The 18,700-nt window shown below is 44.0% G+C and carries 19 protein-coding genes, 4 tRNA genes and 1 rRNA gene; 6 read left to right on the forward strand and 18 right to left on the reverse strand.

Annotation, left to right across the window (positions count from 1 at the left end):
• Positions 1-225: 225 nt before the first annotated feature.
• From Q8N16_00725 to Q8N16_00740, 4 genes are all read right to left on the reverse strand, one after another.
• Positions 226-996, reverse strand: coding sequence for an alpha/beta hydrolase (locus Q8N16_00725; GenBank protein MDP3093273.1), 771 nt, complete (start codon positions 994-996; stop codon positions 226-228).
• A gap of 96 nt (positions 997-1,092) precedes the next feature.
• Entirely contained in the window at positions 1,093-1,722 is a 630-nt protein-coding gene (locus Q8N16_00730) for a Type 1 glutamine amidotransferase-like domain-containing protein (GenBank protein ID MDP3093274.1), read from the reverse strand.
• 223 nt (positions 1,723-1,945) lie between these two features.
• Positions 1,946-2,614, reverse strand: coding sequence for an NTP transferase domain-containing protein (locus tag Q8N16_00735; protein ID MDP3093275.1), 669 nt, complete (start codon positions 2,612-2,614; stop codon positions 1,946-1,948).
• A 176-nt stretch (positions 2,615-2,790) separates the two neighbouring features.
• Complete coding sequence (locus tag Q8N16_00740) at positions 2,791-3,063, reverse strand: hypothetical protein (protein MDP3093276.1); 273 nt, start codon at positions 3,061-3,063, stop codon at positions 2,791-2,793.
• Positions 3,064-4,987: 1,924 nt separating this feature from the next.
• Between Q8N16_00740 and Q8N16_00745 the strand changes: the two genes are divergently transcribed.
• On the forward strand, positions 4,988-5,275 hold the full coding sequence (locus Q8N16_00745) for a hypothetical protein (GenBank protein MDP3093277.1): 288 nt from the start codon (positions 4,988-4,990) through the stop codon (positions 5,273-5,275).
• 134 nt (positions 5,276-5,409) lie between these two features.
• On the opposite strand, the gene Q8N16_00750 is transcribed toward Q8N16_00745, so the two are convergent.
• The 5 genes from Q8N16_00750 to Q8N16_00770 form a co-directional block, all read right to left on the reverse strand.
• Positions 5,410-5,991, reverse strand: coding sequence for a histidine phosphatase family protein (locus Q8N16_00750; protein ID MDP3093278.1), 582 nt, complete (start codon positions 5,989-5,991; stop codon positions 5,410-5,412).
• Positions 5,992-6,076: 85 nt separating this feature from the next.
• Positions 6,077-6,159 (reverse strand) — tRNA-Tyr (locus tag Q8N16_00755).
• Positions 6,160-6,213: 54 nt separating this feature from the next.
• A tRNA-Ala gene (locus Q8N16_00760) sits at positions 6,214-6,286 on the reverse strand.
• An 85-nt stretch (positions 6,287-6,371) separates the two neighbouring features.
• Positions 6,372-6,443: transfer RNA gene (locus Q8N16_00765), tRNA-Ile, on the reverse strand.
• A gap of 81 nt (positions 6,444-6,524) precedes the next feature.
• Positions 6,525-7,037, reverse strand: coding sequence for a YbaK/EbsC family protein (locus tag Q8N16_00770; protein ID MDP3093279.1), 513 nt, complete (start codon positions 7,035-7,037; stop codon positions 6,525-6,527).
• 79 nt (positions 7,038-7,116) lie between these two features.
• Between Q8N16_00770 and Q8N16_00775 the strand changes: the two genes are divergently transcribed.
• Both Q8N16_00775 and Q8N16_00780 read left to right on the forward strand, forming a co-directional pair.
• Positions 7,117-8,454, forward strand: coding sequence for a phospholipid carrier-dependent glycosyltransferase (locus Q8N16_00775; GenBank protein ID MDP3093280.1), 1,338 nt, complete (start codon positions 7,117-7,119; stop codon positions 8,452-8,454).
• Between the two features lie 108 nt (positions 8,455-8,562).
• The gene (locus Q8N16_00780; protein ID MDP3093281.1) at positions 8,563-8,940 is read left to right on the forward strand and encodes a hypothetical protein; all 378 of its coding nucleotides are present in this window, start codon (positions 8,563-8,565) and stop codon (positions 8,938-8,940) included.
• Positions 8,941-9,680: 740 nt separating this feature from the next.
• Here Q8N16_00780 and Q8N16_00785 read toward each other — a convergent pair.
• From Q8N16_00785 to rpsB, 7 genes are all read right to left on the reverse strand, one after another.
• Positions 9,681-11,121, reverse strand: a 16S ribosomal RNA gene (locus tag Q8N16_00785).
• A 336-nt stretch (positions 11,122-11,457) separates the two neighbouring features.
• Positions 11,458-11,607: a hypothetical protein gene (locus tag Q8N16_00790; GenBank protein MDP3093282.1), complete on the reverse strand. Its 150-nt coding sequence runs from the start codon at positions 11,605-11,607 to the stop codon at positions 11,458-11,460.
• Between the two features lie 181 nt (positions 11,608-11,788).
• Positions 11,789-12,466, reverse strand: coding sequence for a VTT domain-containing protein (locus Q8N16_00795; protein MDP3093283.1), 678 nt, complete (start codon positions 12,464-12,466; stop codon positions 11,789-11,791).
• 363 nt (positions 12,467-12,829) lie between these two features.
• Positions 12,830-12,900, reverse strand: a tRNA-Thr gene (locus Q8N16_00800).
• Between the two features lie 83 nt (positions 12,901-12,983).
• Positions 12,984-13,358: a hypothetical protein gene (locus Q8N16_00805; protein MDP3093284.1), complete on the reverse strand. Its 375-nt coding sequence runs from the start codon at positions 13,356-13,358 to the stop codon at positions 12,984-12,986.
• A gap of 153 nt (positions 13,359-13,511) precedes the next feature.
• A complete protein-coding gene (locus Q8N16_00810; GenBank protein ID MDP3093285.1) occupies positions 13,512-14,099 on the reverse strand; it encodes a translation elongation factor Ts in 588 nt (195 codons plus the stop codon).
• On the reverse strand, positions 14,099-14,797 hold the full coding sequence (gene rpsB / locus Q8N16_00815) for a 30S ribosomal protein S2 (GenBank protein MDP3093286.1): 699 nt from the start codon (positions 14,795-14,797) through the stop codon (positions 14,099-14,101). Before rpsB ends, Q8N16_00810 begins: the two co-directional genes overlap by 1 nt.
• 342 nt (positions 14,798-15,139) lie before the next feature.
• Between rpsB and rpmE the strand changes: the two genes are divergently transcribed.
• From rpmE to Q8N16_00830, 3 genes are all read left to right on the forward strand, one after another.
• The gene (rpmE, locus tag Q8N16_00820; GenBank protein MDP3093287.1) at positions 15,140-15,349 is read left to right on the forward strand and encodes a 50S ribosomal protein L31; all 210 of its coding nucleotides are present in this window, start codon (positions 15,140-15,142) and stop codon (positions 15,347-15,349) included.
• Between the two features lie 84 nt (positions 15,350-15,433).
• Complete coding sequence (locus Q8N16_00825; GenBank protein ID MDP3093288.1) at positions 15,434-16,513, forward strand: PCRF domain-containing protein; 1,080 nt, start codon at positions 15,434-15,436, stop codon at positions 16,511-16,513.
• Positions 16,485-16,661: a hypothetical protein gene (locus tag Q8N16_00830; GenBank protein ID MDP3093289.1), complete on the forward strand. Its 177-nt coding sequence runs from the start codon at positions 16,485-16,487 to the stop codon at positions 16,659-16,661. Before Q8N16_00825 ends, Q8N16_00830 begins: the two co-directional genes overlap by 29 nt.
• On the opposite strand, the gene Q8N16_00835 is transcribed toward Q8N16_00830, so the two are convergent.
• Both Q8N16_00835 and Q8N16_00840 read right to left on the reverse strand, forming a co-directional pair.
• Positions 16,655-18,007 (reverse strand): lytic murein transglycosylase, encoded by a 1,353-nt coding sequence (locus tag Q8N16_00835; GenBank protein MDP3093290.1) that lies wholly within the window; start codon positions 18,005-18,007, stop codon positions 16,655-16,657. The two genes, Q8N16_00830 and Q8N16_00835, sit on opposite strands and share 7 nt — an antisense overlap.
• A gap of 8 nt (positions 18,008-18,015) precedes the next feature.
• Positions 18,016-18,699: a 50S ribosomal protein L25 gene (locus Q8N16_00840; GenBank protein ID MDP3093291.1), complete on the reverse strand. Its 684-nt coding sequence runs from the start codon at positions 18,697-18,699 to the stop codon at positions 18,016-18,018.
• Position 18,700 lies beyond the last annotated feature (1 nt).

Below are 18,700 nucleotides of genomic sequence, written 5' to 3' on the forward strand. Positions count from 1 at the left end.
CTTTCTTATAAGAGGTAATTTGGTAATAATAAACAAAAAATTGTGGAGTGGTTCGGTTAGACATGTAATCTTATTATAACCAATATCGGATCTTTGTCAACGACGTCGTAATGGTTCAATAGCTTGGAAATATCAAACCAAAAACCGCCTTTTTGGCGATTTTCGTTGACTTGCGCTGAGTCGCGTCGAAAGGCTCCGACCATGGGACAACATTAAAACCTGTTTTTATTTCAACTCTTCAATGAATTTCTCTATCATTCCGACAAACTCCCCTGGTCTCAAAAAGAACCAGCCATGAGAACCAGAAATATTCTCTATCCTCAAATTATTAATCTGTTTAATTTCTCCTTCTATGTCTTTATAAGATTTCTGCGGAATAAATGGTTCGTAAGCGGGTAAGAGTAAAAGAGCCGGAACCATTAATTCGCTGATCTTGTTTTTAAGCGTCTTCTTAGCTATTAACGCATCCTGTATAAATTGTCTGGGGTGTTTTATCAAATCAATAAGCCCATCTCCAAACCATAAGAAATTGACTTTCAGCCCGCCTCTATAACGCAAGTTATCTAAAAATAGTAAAGTATACCCTAAAAGCAATCCTCTTAATAGAGCCATTTTAATTTTAACAGGAATCAGGGCCGTGCTTGCTAGAAATAAACCCTTTACTTTGTCTGGAAATTTAGTCGCATATTTGACAGCTATCATGCCGCTGAATGAAACACCGACTAAAAAGCTTTTTTCAACCCCAATGACTCCTAAAAATTCATCTAAAAGGGTTGCGTAATCGTCAAACGAAGAAATCAATCTTTTGCCCGAAGACCTGCCTGTATTGCCTAGGTCAGGAATTATAACTCTGAATTTATCTTTTAATTTCTCGCCAAAAGATCTGTAAGATTTGCTGGTCACCCATAAAGAGGGTAATAAAATAATACATTCTCCTTTACCGCTTTCCAAATAATGAATCTTAAAATATTTTAGAATAGCGTATTTATTATCCATACAATCTTATTTTATCAAAAGATCTCCTTTTTGGCGATTCTTTGAAAATCTTGATCCAGGGCGCTGGACGACGTTGGAAATTTTTATAAACCTTGATTAGTTTTCAGAAACAACGATCTCGACATTTCCCGCTCCGATTTTGCCCCACTTTGACGGGAATTCTTTTGGGTCTACGACTATTGCTGTTAGGCAATCAATTCCTATGCCGTATTTCATTCCAGACTTTTCCATTTCTTGTTTCAGAAGTTGTTGGTAATTTCTCTCAGAGTAATGAGGTTCAATAATTGTGTTTTTGAGTATTCCCAAACCCTCAATTATCTCGTTTTTATCTCTTGAGCGGCTTTGGCGTTCTCCCATTAGCATCGATCCGGCTGACTCTGCGACAATAAAGTCAGCAACCAATACTAATTGAAGAATTTTCTGGTTATTTTTTACTCCATAAAGAAGATCGTAACGACCATGTCCGCCATTAATAAAAATAAGGGGTTTATTTGCCTTCTGTATATCTTTCTCGTTTCGCGCGTCAAGAAGTTCTATACCAGTATCGTTCATGGTTTTCTTAAACCAGCCTTCTTTCCAATCTTCTTCTGTGGAATGAAGGCGGGAGAAAGGAATATGAAAAACTTGTTTAGGACGAAGAGAAACAATAGTTTCCTTTATAAGTTTTTTTAAGCAAGGAACTTGGTTGGGTTGAATTTCCGCGCCGCCAAATAGATACAATTTCATATAATTATTTTAGCAGAAAAGCTTGAATTTAACCCAGTATATTTAAGAAGGACTAGGAAGTTCTGCCTGCGAGACGACGCCTGCCCTGAGTAGTTCGACAAGCTCACTGTAAACCGAGTCGAAGGATTAGAACTCATCGAGCCTGAGGCTCTCAGAGCCGAATGGCCTGCGGGACGCTTGGCTCCGTAGTGAACTTGTTCTACTACTAGGATTAGAACCTATTTTATTTGAATAAAGACTTCAACTCGCTAATTTTATCCGGCGTATCAATATCGATAAGTTTTCCTTTTAGTTCTTTATATCCTAGTTTATAGCCATTTCGTGGCAGTTCGGCGAATATGTCAGTCATTTTATCTGAGAACGTTAACTTTTCTGTTATTTTAGGATCAAAAATAGTAAAGACGCCACAGGTATAATAATCCCCTTCCATTCCTTTCTTTATAGCGGTTACTAGATCGCCATTTATTTCGACGATATAATCACCTACAGGATTTCTATTAACACCTATCATCCCGGTAAATTTGGCATACTGATTAATATTAGCAAAGTATTCAGTTATTGTTTTATCGGGGAAATATATATCTCCGAATATATAAGTGGCAGGCAGGTGCTGAGTTGAATTGAAAAAGTAGTTTCCCAGACCAGGTAAAAGCCTTTTGTCGAGCGAGATCGGAGTTTTATAATTCATTTTTAACCCCTCCACGTAGGTTGCGATAACATCCTTATCGCATATGCTAACGATTATTTCTTCAAGATTTACTCGGTCAAGTTGATCGAGGATATTAGACAATATCGTTTTGCCATCGGGAAGCGGATACAAAACTTTAGATTGTTCTAAAACGGTTTTGCCGAATCTTGTTTGATTGCCGCCCGCTAGAATAATTGCTTTCATGATTATCGCGTTATATTTCAATTATTATCTTATCAAAAAACCGCCTCCTTGTCCCGAGTCGTATCGAAGGACGGGACGACGCCTGTCCTGAGTCGTATCGAAGGATTGGCGATTCTTTGAAAAGAAAAATTGCTGTTTTCAGAAGAGAGAAACAGCAATTTTTGCGAGAATGGTGGTTAGCCGGCCTTGGCGGATTTATCGACGGCACGGACGAGATTGCCGAAATGGATCTCGTCGAATATCAAACCTTCATGAGGGTTTATTCCTTGACGCATGCTGATTTTCTCCGTGAGGAACTCCCTGAGTTTGTCTGACGGGGCCGTCTCAACAAGTTGTGCTAAAGCATTGAAAGCTAGCGCACTGCCTCGGCTAAACACGTATCTTTTCTCCCCGACATCGATGACCTGGCCGATTTTAACCCTTGGGAACTTTTTCTTGGGTTTATCCATAGGTTTTCACCTCCTTCCTTCCCAAGATTTCAATCCGAAGATTAATCCAATTAAAGCATGTTTTACAAAGATGTCAATGGTTTTGATAATAATATAAAAAAACAGAAATTAAGGTGTCTAACGCGGGGGTCGGGGGAAATAGTTCTGCCTACGGGACGCTTTGCCCGTCCGTAATCCCGCTGAAAGCGGGATGAAGGAGGGACGCCTGCCCTGAATCGGATTGAAGGGTTAGAACCTGTTTTTGTGTCGCATACGATAAATTGAGAAGTTGACAATTAAAGTATTCATGTGCTTAACTCAAAATGGAATCTTGGAATGTCGCATTCTGTCTCACCGAGCGTTTGGCTTCAAACGCATCGGACACAATTGATAGAAAGGAGTATCGAAATGACCCCGAGACAAGGAGGAAGTACATTTCGTCGCATCTCTGGTAGGCTTCGGATAGTTGGTGGCGAGTCTTTCGCCGAAATCCAACAAGAACTCCGGGAAGCGCCAATCTTAGGAGAGCCAGCATTCTGTCCTTACAGGCAGGCAGAGATCGGACTTGTGTCCGTCTCGGTTCGCGATCTTTGTCCTTGTGCTTTGTATGTTCTGAATGATGGTCTTACGAACGTGAGGGAAACCACACGCCAACTTCTGGAACTGGGGGTAGATATATTCAATCTTTCCTCAGACAGAACGTCGCTTTGGCTAGAAGAGGATGGGGCTGAGGACGAAGGAAGGACACTTACGCCCCCTCTAATCGAAGTGTCCGAAGATGATGGTAACGCAATGGTTATCGTTGACGGACTTCACAGAATTGTGATAGCAAGAGAAAGTGGCTTAGAAACGATAACCGTAATTAGGATCCGAGGAAGCGCAGCGCCGATCCCTAGCCTGCCCGTACCATGGGAAGCGGTAAAAAAGTTGGATTCTGTCCCGCCGAGCGATCAGAAGAGGAATTTTCGGTTTACCTCCTCTGACGAACTGTTCGAGTGGCAACTTAAGTATGCCGAACGGTTCGCCCGAGGATTTAATCTTCCTCAAGGCATTGCTCCCGTGAGGTGGGTGGGAACGTATGTGTGGAATAAACACGGGCGTTTCAAACCATTTCCCGAAAACCTGCAATGGGTACGACGTTAATCTAGACCCGCCTTACGGTTCGCCCTGAGGCGGGTTTGTCTTTTTTGATAACTTAATAAGTTTCTAAGAGATAATTAAAACTTTCAAACTACGCATGGAAAATACTCAATCCTGCTCTTCGAGTCTGAGCTCCTCGAGTCTGAGCGACCTCGGAGTCGAAGACCTGCGGGACGACGTTTACCCTAAGCTATGCCGAAGGGTTAGAACCTGTTTTATATAGAACAAAGCCCCTGTCATAAAGCAACAGGGGCCGGGTTATGGGTTGGCGGATTGAGGATACAGCCGGGGCACCCGTAGAGACAATCGAAGCGACCACCCCAACAAACCCCTACCTGTCCCCTAGTGATCTCAGAGAATCTAAGCAACTTTTGATGATAGATTCCGCCCTCGCAAGATCAGCCAAGGGATCAACCAACCGATCAGCGTAACCCGCCGTTCCCTCGAACGGAGGATCGCCGTCTGCTGCTCTTCGGATTTGCTGCCCCACTCGAACAATGACGGCAGCCTGTTCCTTAAGCTTGTCCAAGGTCTTTTCTAGAGTCATCTTCACGCCTCCTTTCTTGTTTGTTTAAGGCCCATCCTTAAACATTTTCAATTATAACAAAAAACCCTGCGTAAAAACAGGGTTCGAGGTTCTAAAAACTAACAACTAAAAACTACAAACTCGTTTATCCTGCCTACGGGACGACATCGAAGATCCTGATCCGTTAGTTGATGGAGAAGGATTAGAACCTGTTTGTGAAGGGAGTGTTATTGTTTTCATAATTCAATATGCTATAACTGGCTTAGAGAGGAGTTCCTTATGCCAACGACAATTTTTTCTGTTGAGGGCGTGCAGTACCAGGTTGACGAGACTGCTCGCCAATTTCATAACTCGATAATTGTTCTTAAAGGAGGAAACAAATACCGGGTTATCGTCGTCAACCAATGGGAGGAATCGGGCAAAGTGGTTTATAGCACTATCTGCTTCACCGGCGAGTGGCGGCCAAGATCTCATACCGCAAAATGGGCCATCGCCTCTTATCTAAAAGAGGATGGGCATCGGAACGTTTTCGTTGCTCGACGCTCACAAAAACGAAGTGGAATTTGACTATAAATTAAAACTTCAGTTTGAAGCCAAAAAATCGTCAGCACCATGCTGGCGATTTTCGGTTCTAATTGTCTGTAATTATCTTTTTTTGGACTCAATCCAGAGCATTGGACGACATTAGAGCCCGTTTGTGCCTAGGTTTTCGGTTCGATCCCATCCAATCTTACAGGAGTTAGTTTAGTTTCCTCGGCTTCCATTTCAGCAAAAGCACAGTCTTTCATCTTATAGTCGAATTCAAACTTAATTTTTCTTAAAACCGCTTTAATTGGACCTCCGTGAGTTACGACGGCAATAATCTTATAATTCATCGCGGCGATTTTTACTAACGCACCGTGTACCCTTTTCGAAAAATCATCATAATTCTCAGCCCCTTCGATAGTATTACGATAATCTTTTAGAAGTTCGGGTAAATCAGGGTATTTTTGTTTAGCTTCGGACTTGACCATACCTGTCAGAATTCCGTATTGATTCCGTTCTCTCATATTTTGGACGATCTCAATATCACACCCTAACTCCCTTCTTAGTATTTCTGCCGTTTCTTTAGCTCGGATTCGATGACTGCAAAATATCTTTTCAATTCCAAAATCTTTTACCCTTTGTGCTAGATCTTGGGCTTCTTTCCGGCCCAGCTCGCTTAGATGGTCGTCGTAATCACCGCCATATCTATCCTCGATGTCGCCAGTTGTTTCGCCGTGTCTAATGAGATATATTTTCATACTTAAATTCTACCAAAAAACCCTGCGTAAAAAAAGAGTTAGGAGTTCTAAAAACTAATAACTAAAATACTAATAAACTTGTTAATCCAGGGGGCAGGATTCGAACCTGCGAAGGCTTGCGCCGAGAGTTTTACAGACTCTTCTCGTTGTCCGCTTGAGTACCCCTGGTTTCTACTAATTTTTTGAACAATATCCCAGACTTGAAACTTTTATATCGTTTTGTGGACCGTGCCGGATTCGGACCGGCGACCTCTTCATTGCAAATGAAGCGCGCTACCAACTGCGCCAACGGCCCATTGTTATTTGCTACGGGGTTGCCACAAATTTCGGCGTTCTGCCAATTATACTAAATACTAACTACTAGATACTGAATACTAATTTGGGCGTGGAAGGAGTCGGACCTTCGACCTCGTTCTTATCAGGAACGCGCTCTACCGTTGAGCCACACGCCCAGAACTAGAACGAAGTTCAGTTCTGGGCAGCCCCGTAGTGTCCCGCTTATAGCGGGACTACTACTGGGGCGCCCTCATTTTTTATTTCTTTGTCTTTGTCTTTGCCGCTTTCTTTGGTTTTGTTATCTTTTTAACCTCGGAAAAGTCGGCTTTAGCAGCGCCTAATTTTTCCAAGACTTTAGGCGATAGCTTCAAAGACGTTTCGTAATTTCCGGCCGAAACGAAAACCATCTTTTCTTTGAATAATCCCCTGTCAATAAAACTTAGCATCTTGAATAACTGTCCAAACGGCGGAATCGCCCCAACCTTAAACCCTTTTATTCTGTTTTTGATCAGGATTTCTGAAACAAAATCTGGGTTTTTCAACTTGCTCGCTTTGGCGAATTTCTTCTTATTCAGATTTCTATTGGCAGCCAGAACCGCCATTGCCAAATCTTTTCCCGACTTAAGAATTATAGTTTTGGCGATAAGATTCGGTTTTGCTCTCAAGGTGGCGGCTTTGTCCAAGCCGGTAAAAACCTGGCGGTGCTTAATTTCCTCGTATTTTACCTTATTTTGGCTTAAAAACTTGGCTAATTTGGCGGAAATAGGCATGGTTTTAAGATTAGTTTTTATCTGATCTTAGAATACCAAATATTATGTTAAGTTTCAAGAAGCGTGCTAAAATTAGGCAATGAGGTTTTTAAAGGAGAACTATCCCTTAGTGATTTTGTTGGTTCTGGTTTTGGCCACCAGGTTTTTGTTTTTGAGTTACCCCGCCGAGGTGGTTTTCGACGAAGTCCATTTCGGCAAGTTTGTTTCCGCCTACTTCACCCATAAATATTATTTTGACATCCATCCGCCCCTGGGTAAATTAATGATTGCCGGAATTGCCAACCTTTTTGGCTTTAACCCGGAAAACAACTTTGAAAAGATAGGTGAAGCGGCTAATGCCAGAATCTTGTTTTCTTTGAGATTTTTGCCGGCCCTGTTCGGCAGCCTTTTTGTCTTGGTGATCTACAAAATCATTCTCGTCCTGGGCGGTTCCAGGAGAGCGGCTTTTCTCGGCGGCTTCCTAATAGCCTTTGACAACGCTTTTCTGGTTGAGTCAAAGTTCGTCTTGGTCGACAGTTTCCTGTTCTTTTTCGGGTTCTCGTCGCTGTTAGTTTTTTTGCTCTCGCAAAGGCAGGAAAACCGGTTCAAGAAACACCTGTTCTATTTTTCCTCGATGGCCCTGGCCGGCTTGGCTTTTTCTATAAAGTGGACCGGCCTGTCTTTTTTAGGAATTAATCTTTTGTTCTCTTTCTTCAGTTTTCTAAAAACCATTAACTTAAAAAGATTTTTGAAGTTTTCCGCGGAAATCTTTATTTCCCTGGCGCTGTTTGCTCTTGTCTACGTCCTGCCCTTCGCCGTTCATTTTAAGCTTCTTCCTTTATCTGGACCAGGAGACGCTTTTATGAGCCAGGGTTTTCAGGAAACTCTGACTAAGGGGAAATATCTGTCTTTTGGAGCAAAGTTTATTGAGCTGAATCAAAAGATGTTCGCTTACAACGCCAACTTAGAGAAAAGCCACCCCGACGCCAGCAGATGGAACGAATGGCCGTTTATGAGAAAGCCGGTTTGGTATTGGGAGAAAAATGAGTCTGGGAAAAACGCTAACATTTACCTCGTGGGAAATCCCCTGGTTTGGATACCTTCGTTTATTGTCTTGTTTTCCGGCATTTTTCTCATGAAGGAGAAGAAATGGCAGGCTTTTCTCCTGTTATTCGGATTTCTTGCCAATTTTCTCCCCTTCATCTTTGTCAAAAGGGCGGCTTTCGTCTACCACTATTTGCCGGCATTAACTTTTGCGGTCATCCTCTTTTCTTTGTGGTGGGGAAAAGTCATGGAAAAACGCCCCCTGGGGCTTTTCCTTGGGTATTTGAGCCTGGTAATGGCAGGTTTTTTAATAGTTTCTCCTCTAAGCTATGGTTTACCCATTTCTGCAAAGGCAGCCGCCGTCTATAAGATTTTAGTCGGCCTCTTGCACTAATAGTTTGGGTTGCCTTTGGGTTAACGGGCTTGACAGCGTTAAAAAACAGGGTCAAGTTTAAGGCAGAAGGCTGGTTTTCAGAAAAATAATCAGTAGCCAGGGACAATCATGGTTAAAAAAGTCTACAGCGTCATAGACGGCAACCGCTTGATTATTGAACTGGAAAACAGAAAATTGCTCGGCTTGTCCCGCAGCCTTGCCTTGAAAACCAAGGAGGGTTTTGGTCACAGATTTAATAACATTAAGCTGGTTGACAATATCTCAAAAGGAGATGTCTCAAGAGGAGATGTTTTGGCCATGGGGATCGTTAATGAGATCTACGACATCATCGCCGCCGACGGCAATTACTATCTGTTATTTATGGAAGGAGAGGTTAGGTCCGAGGTCACGGTAACCCCCGGAGAATTAAAAGATTTGTTGAACTCTTTTAAAGATACGCGAACACCGGGAGCCTCGGGGAATGAAGACGACTTTCAGGGCGCCTAAAAACTTAACTTAGAAAGAAAGAGCGTTAAACCAAAAGCCCCGCTTTAAGTAGGGCTTTTGGCTATTCTATTATTGAGATCTAGGTTTCTCAAAGTTACTCCAACTGAGTAGTCTTAAGTTTAAGGCTCCAAGACCAATGCCTTAAAGTCGAAAAGAGAATTCTTCCTCTTCGACTTTAGTCGACTTCATCACAAAATAAATTTTGTGATAAAAAGAAGTGATCCACGCACAGCTTCCGCTACGCGTGCCTTGTTACGACTTCGTCCCTCTCACTGAGCTTACCTTAGTTCCAATTGCTTGGCGCTTCGGGTATTCCCAGCTCGCTTGACGTGACGGATTGGAATACTTAAGGTTAGTTTCCGTTCCCACTGATCGTACGGATTTTCCGTAAGCAGCGAGTCCTACCCCGCTCTTTCCGAGAAAGGGCGGGACGGAAGGGTCCTTCCCGAGCACATAAAATTGTTATGTGCTTGGTACTATGACTCCAGCTGACTTCCTAGAAAGCCTGTAATTTACAGGCATAACCTTGTCTTTCTAGGATCTCCTCGGGTCACTTAATTAGCTTTTTCTAACATCCTATGAGAAACTTTTATTTTAGACTTCCCGCTAACCGCCCGCAGCGGTCGTCTAGTTTCATTTTATCACAGGCTATTATTTGCCTCAAGCCCTCTGCTCAATCTCTTACGAGTATTGAACTGCTAAATTTTTTTGGCTATCGAGTACATAACATTTTATGTGCTCGAATGGGATTTTCACCCATTAGTTAATTAAGCTGCCGAGCTCTTTTCATCGGCGGTGAGTACAAGACTCAGGAACATATTCATCGGGACATAGCTGATTCCCGATTACTAGCGATTCCGGCTTCATGAGGGCGAGTTGCAGCCCTCAATCCGAACTGAGACAAGGTTTGATGGGATTAGCTCCGCCTTACGGCTTGGCAACCCATTGTCCTTGCCATTGTATCATGTGTGCAGCCCAGGGCATCAAAGGACCATGCTGATTTGGCGTCATCCTCACCTTCCTCCCGGTTATCCCGGGCAGTTCTCTGTGACATTTAAAACACAGAGTAAGGGTTGCGCAGGTTTGCCCATTTAAGGGAGCGCCTCACGGCACCTGCTTACGACAACCATGCAGTACCTGTCCCACTATCCTTGTGGGTAGTCCCATATTTCTATGGGGTTTTAGTGGGATTTCTAGCCCTGGTAAGGTTCCTCGTTTATTGTCGAATTAAGCCACATGATCCACCGCTTGTGTGAGTCCCCGTCTATTCCTTTGAGTTTTAGCCTTGCGGCCGTACTTCCCAGGCGGGATACTTAACGCGTTAGCTTCGCCGCTTGAAGGGTCGACACTTCAAGTAGCCAGTATCCATAGTTTAGGGCGTGGAATACAAGGGTATCTAATCCTTTTTTATGCCCACGCTTTCGTCTCTCAGCGTCAGGATTGTCCCAGCTGACTGCCTTCGCTTTTGGTGTTCCGGTCGATATCAATGGATTTCACCCCTACACCGACCGTTCCGTCAGCCCCTAACATCCTCTAGCTAGGTAGTATCTTTAACAGCTCAAAGGTTGAGCCCTTGAGATTTAATCAAAGACTGGCCTAACCGCCTACAGACGCTTTACGCCCAATAAATCCGGATAACGCTTGGGGATTCTGTATTACCGCGGCTGCTGGCACAGAATTTGCATCCCCTTATTCCTAAGGTACCGTCATCCCGCTAAAAGCGGGATTCTTCCCTCAGAAAAGCGGTTTACACCCCGAAGGGCTTCTTCCCGCACGCGGCGTCGCTCGGTCAGGGTTTCCCCCATTGCCGAATATTCTCGACTGCTGCCTCCCGTAGGAGTAGGGCCCATGTCTCAGTGCCCTTGTTGGGAGTCGAACTCTCATTCTCCCTACCCGTCATAGCCTTGGTGGGCCGTTACCTCACCAACTAGCTGATAGGCCGCAGACTCATCCTAAGGCGCGTTAAGCTTTAAATGAGAATGGCTTGCGCCCCCTCATTACTATCGGGAATTAGTCCCGCTTTCGCGGGATTATGCCCGTCCCTAGGGAAGATTATCTACGTGTTACTAACCAATTCGCCACTCCAAGCACATAACTTGCGTTATGTGCTCGGCGTACGACTTGCATGCCTTATCCACGCCGCCAGCGTTCATCCTGGACCAGGATCAAATCCTCAAAATAAGATTGAGAAAACCAAGTTTATCTAAAAAAGATAATCTCGAAATCCTCAAAATAAGTAATAGTTGGAGCAACTCTGAAAAACCTACTTGATCTAGATCCTCAAATTGTCAAAGTCCTTTCCTTGCCTGGCGAACAAAAAACCGCAAGACATATGCTTTCGGTTTTTCGCCACTATGTCTTCGGAAAAATCTTATTCTATTTTAGGGCGTTTCTAATCATTTCTTCCAGTTTAGACTTTCTCAGCATATATTCATATTAGAGGATTGGCTTTGTTTGTCAAGGCCTTTTTAAACAGAATGCCGGCCATCGAGTGGTCGGCATTTAGATAAGGCCAGGTTATTTTTTGCCTCTTCGGCTAGCTCTGATAACTGCCCAGAGCAGGCCGGCAATTAACAACTCCCATAAGATGATCGGCCCCCAGGTCAGAACGGCGGTAATGACTGCCGTCAAGCCCGGGAGGCTTTGAAGATATGATATAAAGTCCATAGTGCCTCCGTAGCGATATTATAATAGCAATTATTTGTCTTGTCAACTAAAAATAGCCGGCAGAGGGATTTACTGAAAGGTGCCTGTCACCTTCGAGGGTACGAACAAATTTGTTCTCAAATTTTGAATTTGGCGCGATTTTGCAAATTGTGCTTAACTCGGTTAAGTACTCGGGTAAGGACTATCTTTTTAGGCGATTAACATGAGAAATTTTGTTCCCAGAAAATTTATGTTTGAGGAAATAATAGATTGGGGGGACGATAAAGAAGAGTAGGCCAATGGTCATACTCAAAAAGAAGACTTGGTTTTGGGGTATTTGATTGAAAAATAAGAACGTTAATATGGTCAAAGGGAGAGGGGCGAGAAAACTGATTATGTAGTAGGTGGAGAATTTCAGAGGGGTTAAACCTGCCGCATAGGAGACAAAGTCGTTTATCCAACCCTGGAAGAGGCGGATAATAAATAAAGCCTTGGGACCCTCATGGATAGAAATGTGATCAATTTTTTGCATTCCTTCGTGGCCGACCAGTTTGACAATAATGTCACGGCCGAATTTTCTGGCGATCCAAAAGTTGGTGATACTACTTATAAGATAGGCAATGTGGGTATAGACAACAGTCCATTTGCCGTAGATGGCAAAAGATAAAAAGTAAAACGGTAAACCTTGGAGGGGGGCAAATATATGAGTAAGAATTATAAGGAGGATATAAATAGCTGGACCGAATGGTCCGGCTCTAATGATAAATTGGCGGATATTTTCTAAACCGATGAGTTTTTGCAAATAGAAAAGCAGTCCAGAAACAAACAGAATTATCACAACCAGAACGATAAGGCGTTTTGTGGCTTGGCGGTGGGTCATTTTTTTCAAAGTGACTTCGTTTTCAAGATTTTTAAGGTGACTGTCACCTTCTCGGATACGAACAAAATTGAGCTTAAAACTTGTATTTGGCGCGATTTCGCAAATTGTGCTTAACTATCCATTGACGACTGTCGTCAACGAAAGCGGGGGTGCAACATTTAGAACTGACGGTCGTCTCTATTATATGTAATAGGTAATCCATTGACGACTGTCGTCAACGACGGTTCGAGGATGAGAACAAATTTGTTTTTAAGTCTTGAATTTGGTGCGATTTTGTAAACCACACGTTTGTAAAAAGCCTAGGAGAGGACTCGAACCTCCAAAACCTTCGCTTTACCCCGTACAAGAATTTGTCTTGTTTAGAGCCGATGGGGTGAATCGGACACCCGTCCACGGTTTACAAAACCGTTGCTTTGCCACTAAGCTACATCGGCAAATTCTATACGGGGCAGGCAAAACCGTTGCTCCTTGCCCCGTAGTGAAGGCGAAGCCTCCTACTACTGGGGTACCAATTGAGCTACTCCGGCGGATTTTTGTCCTTTTGTTCTAGTTTTTCCCAATAGTTGTCGTCTTTCTTTTCCTCAGAGCTGTTTTTCTTTGCTCTGGCTCTTAAGGCTTCCAGCCAATGGCCGGTTCTGTTCTCGATCTTTAGAGTAAAGACCCTGAATTTTGAAAGAATCTTCTGCAAAGTCATTTCCAGAGAAAAGTTTTTCAAGAAAGGCAGGTTTTTTAATTTCTCCAGCAAAACCGCCAAAGTTCTTTTCTTTGTTTCAAAAACAGAGGTTGTTTTCGGCAAATCCGCCAAAACAGGAGCTTTCTTGAAGAAAATAACCAGCATGCCGATCAGGCTTCCGAAGAGGACGATTTTGGCCAGAATGCTTAAGATAAGCATTATTTTATGTTAAACCCCGTAGGAGAATTTCGAATAATATTTTTTGACATTATGGTGATGCAACCTTTTTGATAGATTTTGCACGTAGCCAACATAGAAATTTTTGTCTTTTGGGCTTGAAAAATATAAACATAATGCCATTTCGAAATTCCTCTACGGGGCAAAGCGGCTAAAACCCCTGATGACAATGTTTTCGCCAAGTTTAGCTATTGATTCTGCGAGAAGGTCTTTTATTCTCTTGGTGTCGTCTTTGATCCAAGGCTGCTCCATCAGGCAGATTTCTTCTTGGTATTTTTTCCACTTGCCTTCGACGATTTGTTCGATGATTTTCTCTTCCTTTCCAGATTCGGCCATCTGCTCTTGATAGAGTTTCTTTTCCTTTTCAATGAAATCTCCGGGGATGTCCGTTTCCCTGACGTACAAAGGGTTGGCGGCGGCGATTTGAAGGCAAATCTCGTGGGATAGACTCTTAAAATCATCGGACTTGGCGACAAAATCGGATTCGCATCTGATCTCCAAAAGAACCCCGACTTTCCTATTCGGATGCAGGTAACTATCGACTATCCCCTCTTTGGCTTCTCTTTCGACCTTCTTCTCGGCCAGGACCTTGCCCCATTTCTTTAAGATTTCCTTTGCCTTTTCCATATCTCCGCCGGACTGATCTAGGGCCTTGAGGCATTCGCTGACCGGAGCCGAGGTTTCTTCTCTCAATTGTTTCAACTGGTCGATGTCTGCCATAATTATGATTTCGCTTTCAAAACCGCTTCCTTTAACTTGCCGAGAACGTATCTGACCGAAGAAACAGCGTCGTCGTTGACTGGAATCGGGTAGTCTGCCAAAGTCGGATCAGTGTTGGTATCGGAAATGCCGATGATCCTAACCTTTTTTATCTTGGCTTCCCTGATGGCCGCCAGGTCTTTTTTCATGTCGCAGGCAAAAATGGCTTCGGGGATTGCTTCCAAGTCTTTGATCCCGCCCAGCCTCTCTTCCAGACCCCTGATTTCTTTCTCGAATTTGGCGATTTCCTTCTTGGTGTACTTTTCCAAGAGGCCTTCGGCTTTCTTCTGCTGGAGGTCTTTCATATAGCTGACTCTTTTCTTGATCACCTCAAAATTGGTGAAGGTTCCTCCCAGCCAGCGCTCGGCCACATAAGGAAGGCCGGCCTCCTTGGCGGTTTCAGCAACTATTTTTTTCATCTGGATTTTGGTGCCGACGAGAAGGATTATCTTTCCCTCTTTTATGAGCTCTTGAACGAAGCTCAAAGCTTCTTTTAGCTTTTCTGCCGATTTTTCAACGTCAATGATCTGGACGTCGTTCCTAGTTCCGAACAGGAACTGTTTCATTTTCGGATGGGAAACCGAAGTCCGATGGCCAAAATGGCAGCCGGCTTTGAGCATTTCTTCGGGATCGATATTAAGTTTTTGGTCTTGTTTAGGCATACCAGGTAGTAGAAACTCGACTGGGCAGCCGGGCTTCGCCCGCTACCAGAGTCGATAGTTTATCTTGTTTCTTTTATTAAGGTTTTGTTATTGCCAAATAGTTTAGTTATTCTAGCGAAGCTGTGTCGAGTTTTCACTACCTGGCATAGGTAGAATATATCATTATTTTGGAATTGAGACAATAGGGGTTGATTTTTCTGAAGATTCCTTTAGAATAAGAAAACAGTTAATCATTAAAGAAAAAAGAGACCCATGACCAAAATTCTCGATATTTTCTTCGTCATTATTATTTTATTCATGATTTTCTTTGCCGTTAAAGAATATATTTTAAGATAAATCGCTATGAAAAAAGATATCCATCCGAAGTATTACAAAGAAGCCGTGGTTAAATGTTCTTGCGGGAACAGTTTTCACGTCGGCTCGACCAAAGAGTTTTGCGAGATCGAGATCTGTTCAAATTGCCATCCTTTCTTCACCGGCAAAGAAAAGATAATTGACAAAGCCGGCCAGGTTCAGAGGTTTAGAGAGCGGCTGGCTAAAAAGCGCAAGTAATCTGAAGATCGGCATTAATCAGTTCGTATCAGCATAAATCAGCGTCAAAACGCTGATTAATACGGATTTTGCTGATTGATACGGATGACACAAGAAGAAATTGATAAAGAATACCAGCAAATTTTAGAAGAGCTCGGTGACCCCGAGATAGTTTCCGATTCAGAGAGATTTGAAGGTTTGTTGAAAAGAAAATCTCAGTTAGACCGCGTCCTTAAAGAAGAAGCCACCTTAGAAGAACTGAAAAAGCAGATTGCCGAGAACCAAGCAATCTTGTCTGCCGGCGAGGATCAGGAGCTGCTTTCTCTGGCGGTTGAGGACTCAAGAATACTGAGAAAAAGGCAAAAGGTTCTCGAAGACGATCTTGAAAGTCTTTTCAGGGAAATGGAAGAGGTTAAAAAAGATTCTTCTTTATCGTCTGCCGCCATCATTGAGATCAGGGCCGGCGTCGGCGGCAAAGAAGCGGCCCTTTTCGCCGACGATCTTTTCTCCATGTATTCTAGCTTTGCCAGATTGCAGAATTGGCAGGAGAAGATTTTGGATTCTTCCTCGACCGAGCTCGGGGGTTTAAAAGAGATAATTTTTGAATTGCGGCCCTCTTCCAAGAAACAGGGGGAAAATGACGTTTTTGGCAAAATGAAGCACGAGGCCGGAGTCCACCGGGTTCAGCGGATTCCGGAAACCGAAAAGTCGGGAAGAGTCCACACCTCGACGGCGACGGTAGCCGTTTTTAAAAAGCCCAGGGGAACAGGCGATTTTAAGATCAATCCCGGCGAGATGAAAATAGATTTTTTTAATGCTACCGGTCCGGGCGGTCAGAATGTCAACAAAAGAAAAACGGCTGTCAGAATCACCCATTTGCCTTCGGGCACGGTTATCACTTCTAGGGCCGAGAGAAGCCAGCTCCAGAATAAGGAAAACGCCCTGGCGATATTGGCGGCCAGGCTCTCTGAGCAGAAAATGCTGGCCGAGGAAGCGTCTTTGTCAGGAACGAGGAAATCCCAGATCGGCTGGGCAAAAAGGGCGGAGAAAATCAGAACCTATAACTTTCCCCAGGACAGGCTGACTGACCATCGGATTAAAAAGTCATGGCATCATCTTGAGGGAATAATGGAGGGGAAAATAGCGCCGATTATCGATGAACTGCAAAAAGCTGACTCAGAATAAATTTCTTTGCTCCGGGCAAGGACTGATCGAAGCCCTAATTCTCATTTTCGGACTCCTTTTTATCTTTGCCATCGCCCTGCCCCAGATTTCCCCAAAAGCAAAGATATTCAAAAATAAAACCCCGGAAGCCCCAGTTTCTCCTTACTGAACTTTTTCAATCGCCTTGATGTCTTCTTCAAGGCTTTTTGCAATATTGATGACCGAGTCGCCGTAGAAGCGGTATTTGGTGTTGACGCTTCCGGCAAAATAGATCATCGCCGCCCGCCATTCACCGTCGGCTTTTTTCGAAGTCGCTCCGTAGTCCTTGAGGTAAAGGGCGGCGCCCAGGAAGGCGTCGGATATATTCCAGGGATCGGCCGGCTTTTTGCCCGAGATTTCCTCGACTTTGGCTTTGTAAATCATCCAGGTTGAAGGCAGGAATTGGGCCGGCCCCATGGCGCCGCCGTAGCCGACTCTTTTGCCGTTGAGGTACATCGGGCAGGAAACCGGAGTCGTGTTCGGGTCTCGGCCCAATTCTTTGGTGATTTCTAAGAAAGGCTGCCAGTCCCGGTTTTCTTTCATCACCTCTTTCCAGCCGATTTCGGGATGTTTGCACGAAAGCCCGGCCGGACAGTTGCACTGGCCGACGTTCCTGCCGAGACTCGATTCCTGGGTGATGACCGCCAGCAGGAAGGCCGGCCTGACGCCGGTGGCCTTGAAAACGGTTTTGGCGATTTCATAGGCCTGGCCGAAAGTGGGCGCTTTAGGAACGCCGATTAGTTCAAAGATTCTCGAACGGATTTCGGCAGCTTTCTTTTTGGTTTCTTCAAGATAAGTCTGGTAAAGGGTTTCTTTGCCTTTGGTTTGTTTAAGGATAACTTCTTGCTGTTTTTGGCTGTCCTGGCTAGCCTGTTTTTTTAGGACTTGAGAGCCGACCACCCGCCGGAGATCGTCTTTCTCCTTGTCCAGATTGTCTTTTTCGTTTTCGAGATAATCCTTGAGAGACTTGACGTTTGTCAGCGACTGGCTGATTTTCAGGTTCAAGGCTTCGAGATTGGCCAAGTGGCTGAAAAAGTCAGAGAGCTGGCTGCTTTCGAGAAGAATTTCCAGATCCCCTTTTCGGCTTTCCTGGCTGAAAGTTCTTAAGGCTTGTTTTAGTGTTCCCCTGGTTTCATTTATTTTGTTCTTGGTTGTTTCGATTTCATTTTCGGTTTTGTCGATCTGGATTCCCAGATCTTTGATCATTAGGTTTCCCTGGCGGATCTGGAGGTCAAGGGTCTTGATCTTGCTCTGAAGGAGTTTTATTTGATTCTGAAGAGTTTTCTTTTCTTTCTGGACCTCTCCGATGTCTTGTTCGTACTGGGCGATTTTTTCCTCCAGGGTTTTTAGCTCCTCTTCAAGGGCTTTTTTTTCTTCCTCGGGCGTTTGAGCCAACCCTATTAGTCCGGATAAGCTAAAAACCACCATTGCCGTCAGGATAAAAATAGTGGTTTTGTGGTAAAAACTGAAGGACATTTGAATTTTTAGGTTTTTTGAGGCTTCTCTGGTTCTTCGGCCGGCTCTCCTTTCTTTTCTTTCTCGAGAACCTGCACTTCTTCAACTTTCTCTTCGGCGGGCTTGGCCAATTCTTCCTCAATCTTTTCCGGAGGCAGCACCTGGGCGACGATCTCCTCCGGCTGCCTGATGATTTTCACTCCTTGAGGCAGGACGAGGTCTTTTATCAGAATCGTTTTTTCCAGTTCATCGAGGGCGTTGAGCTCAACTTTGATTTCATGAGGGAGATTTTGGGGCAGGGCTTGGACCTGGACTTCCTGGATGTTTTTGACCAAAGTGCCGCCGAAAGTCTTGACCGCTCCGGCTTCTCCTTCGAAGGCGAGGGGAACTTTGACTTTTATTTCTTTGGTGGCAGACGGCTGGTAAAAATCAACGTGGGACAAAGACAGAGTCAAAGGGTCTTTTTGGATGTCGTGGACCAGGACCAGGAAAGCCAGCGGTTTTTTGAGGTCTGGACCCTCGACTTCGAGCTGAAGGAAAGAAGTTCTGCCGGTCTCCTGAAAAACATTAATAAACTCCTTGGAATCCATTTCCAAATTGAAGTTTTCCTTGAGCCCCGGGCCATATAAGACAGCCGGAAGCTTTCCTTCTTTTCTCAAATCTTCAGTTTTCTTTCCGAGAACGGATCTAATCCTAACTTTGAGGTTAAGCATA

The organism is bacterium (genome assembly GCA_030693425.1).
In the GTDB taxonomy this organism is placed as follows: domain Bacteria; phylum Patescibacteriota; class Minisyncoccia; order Minisyncoccales; family GWA2-46-15; genus GWA2-46-15.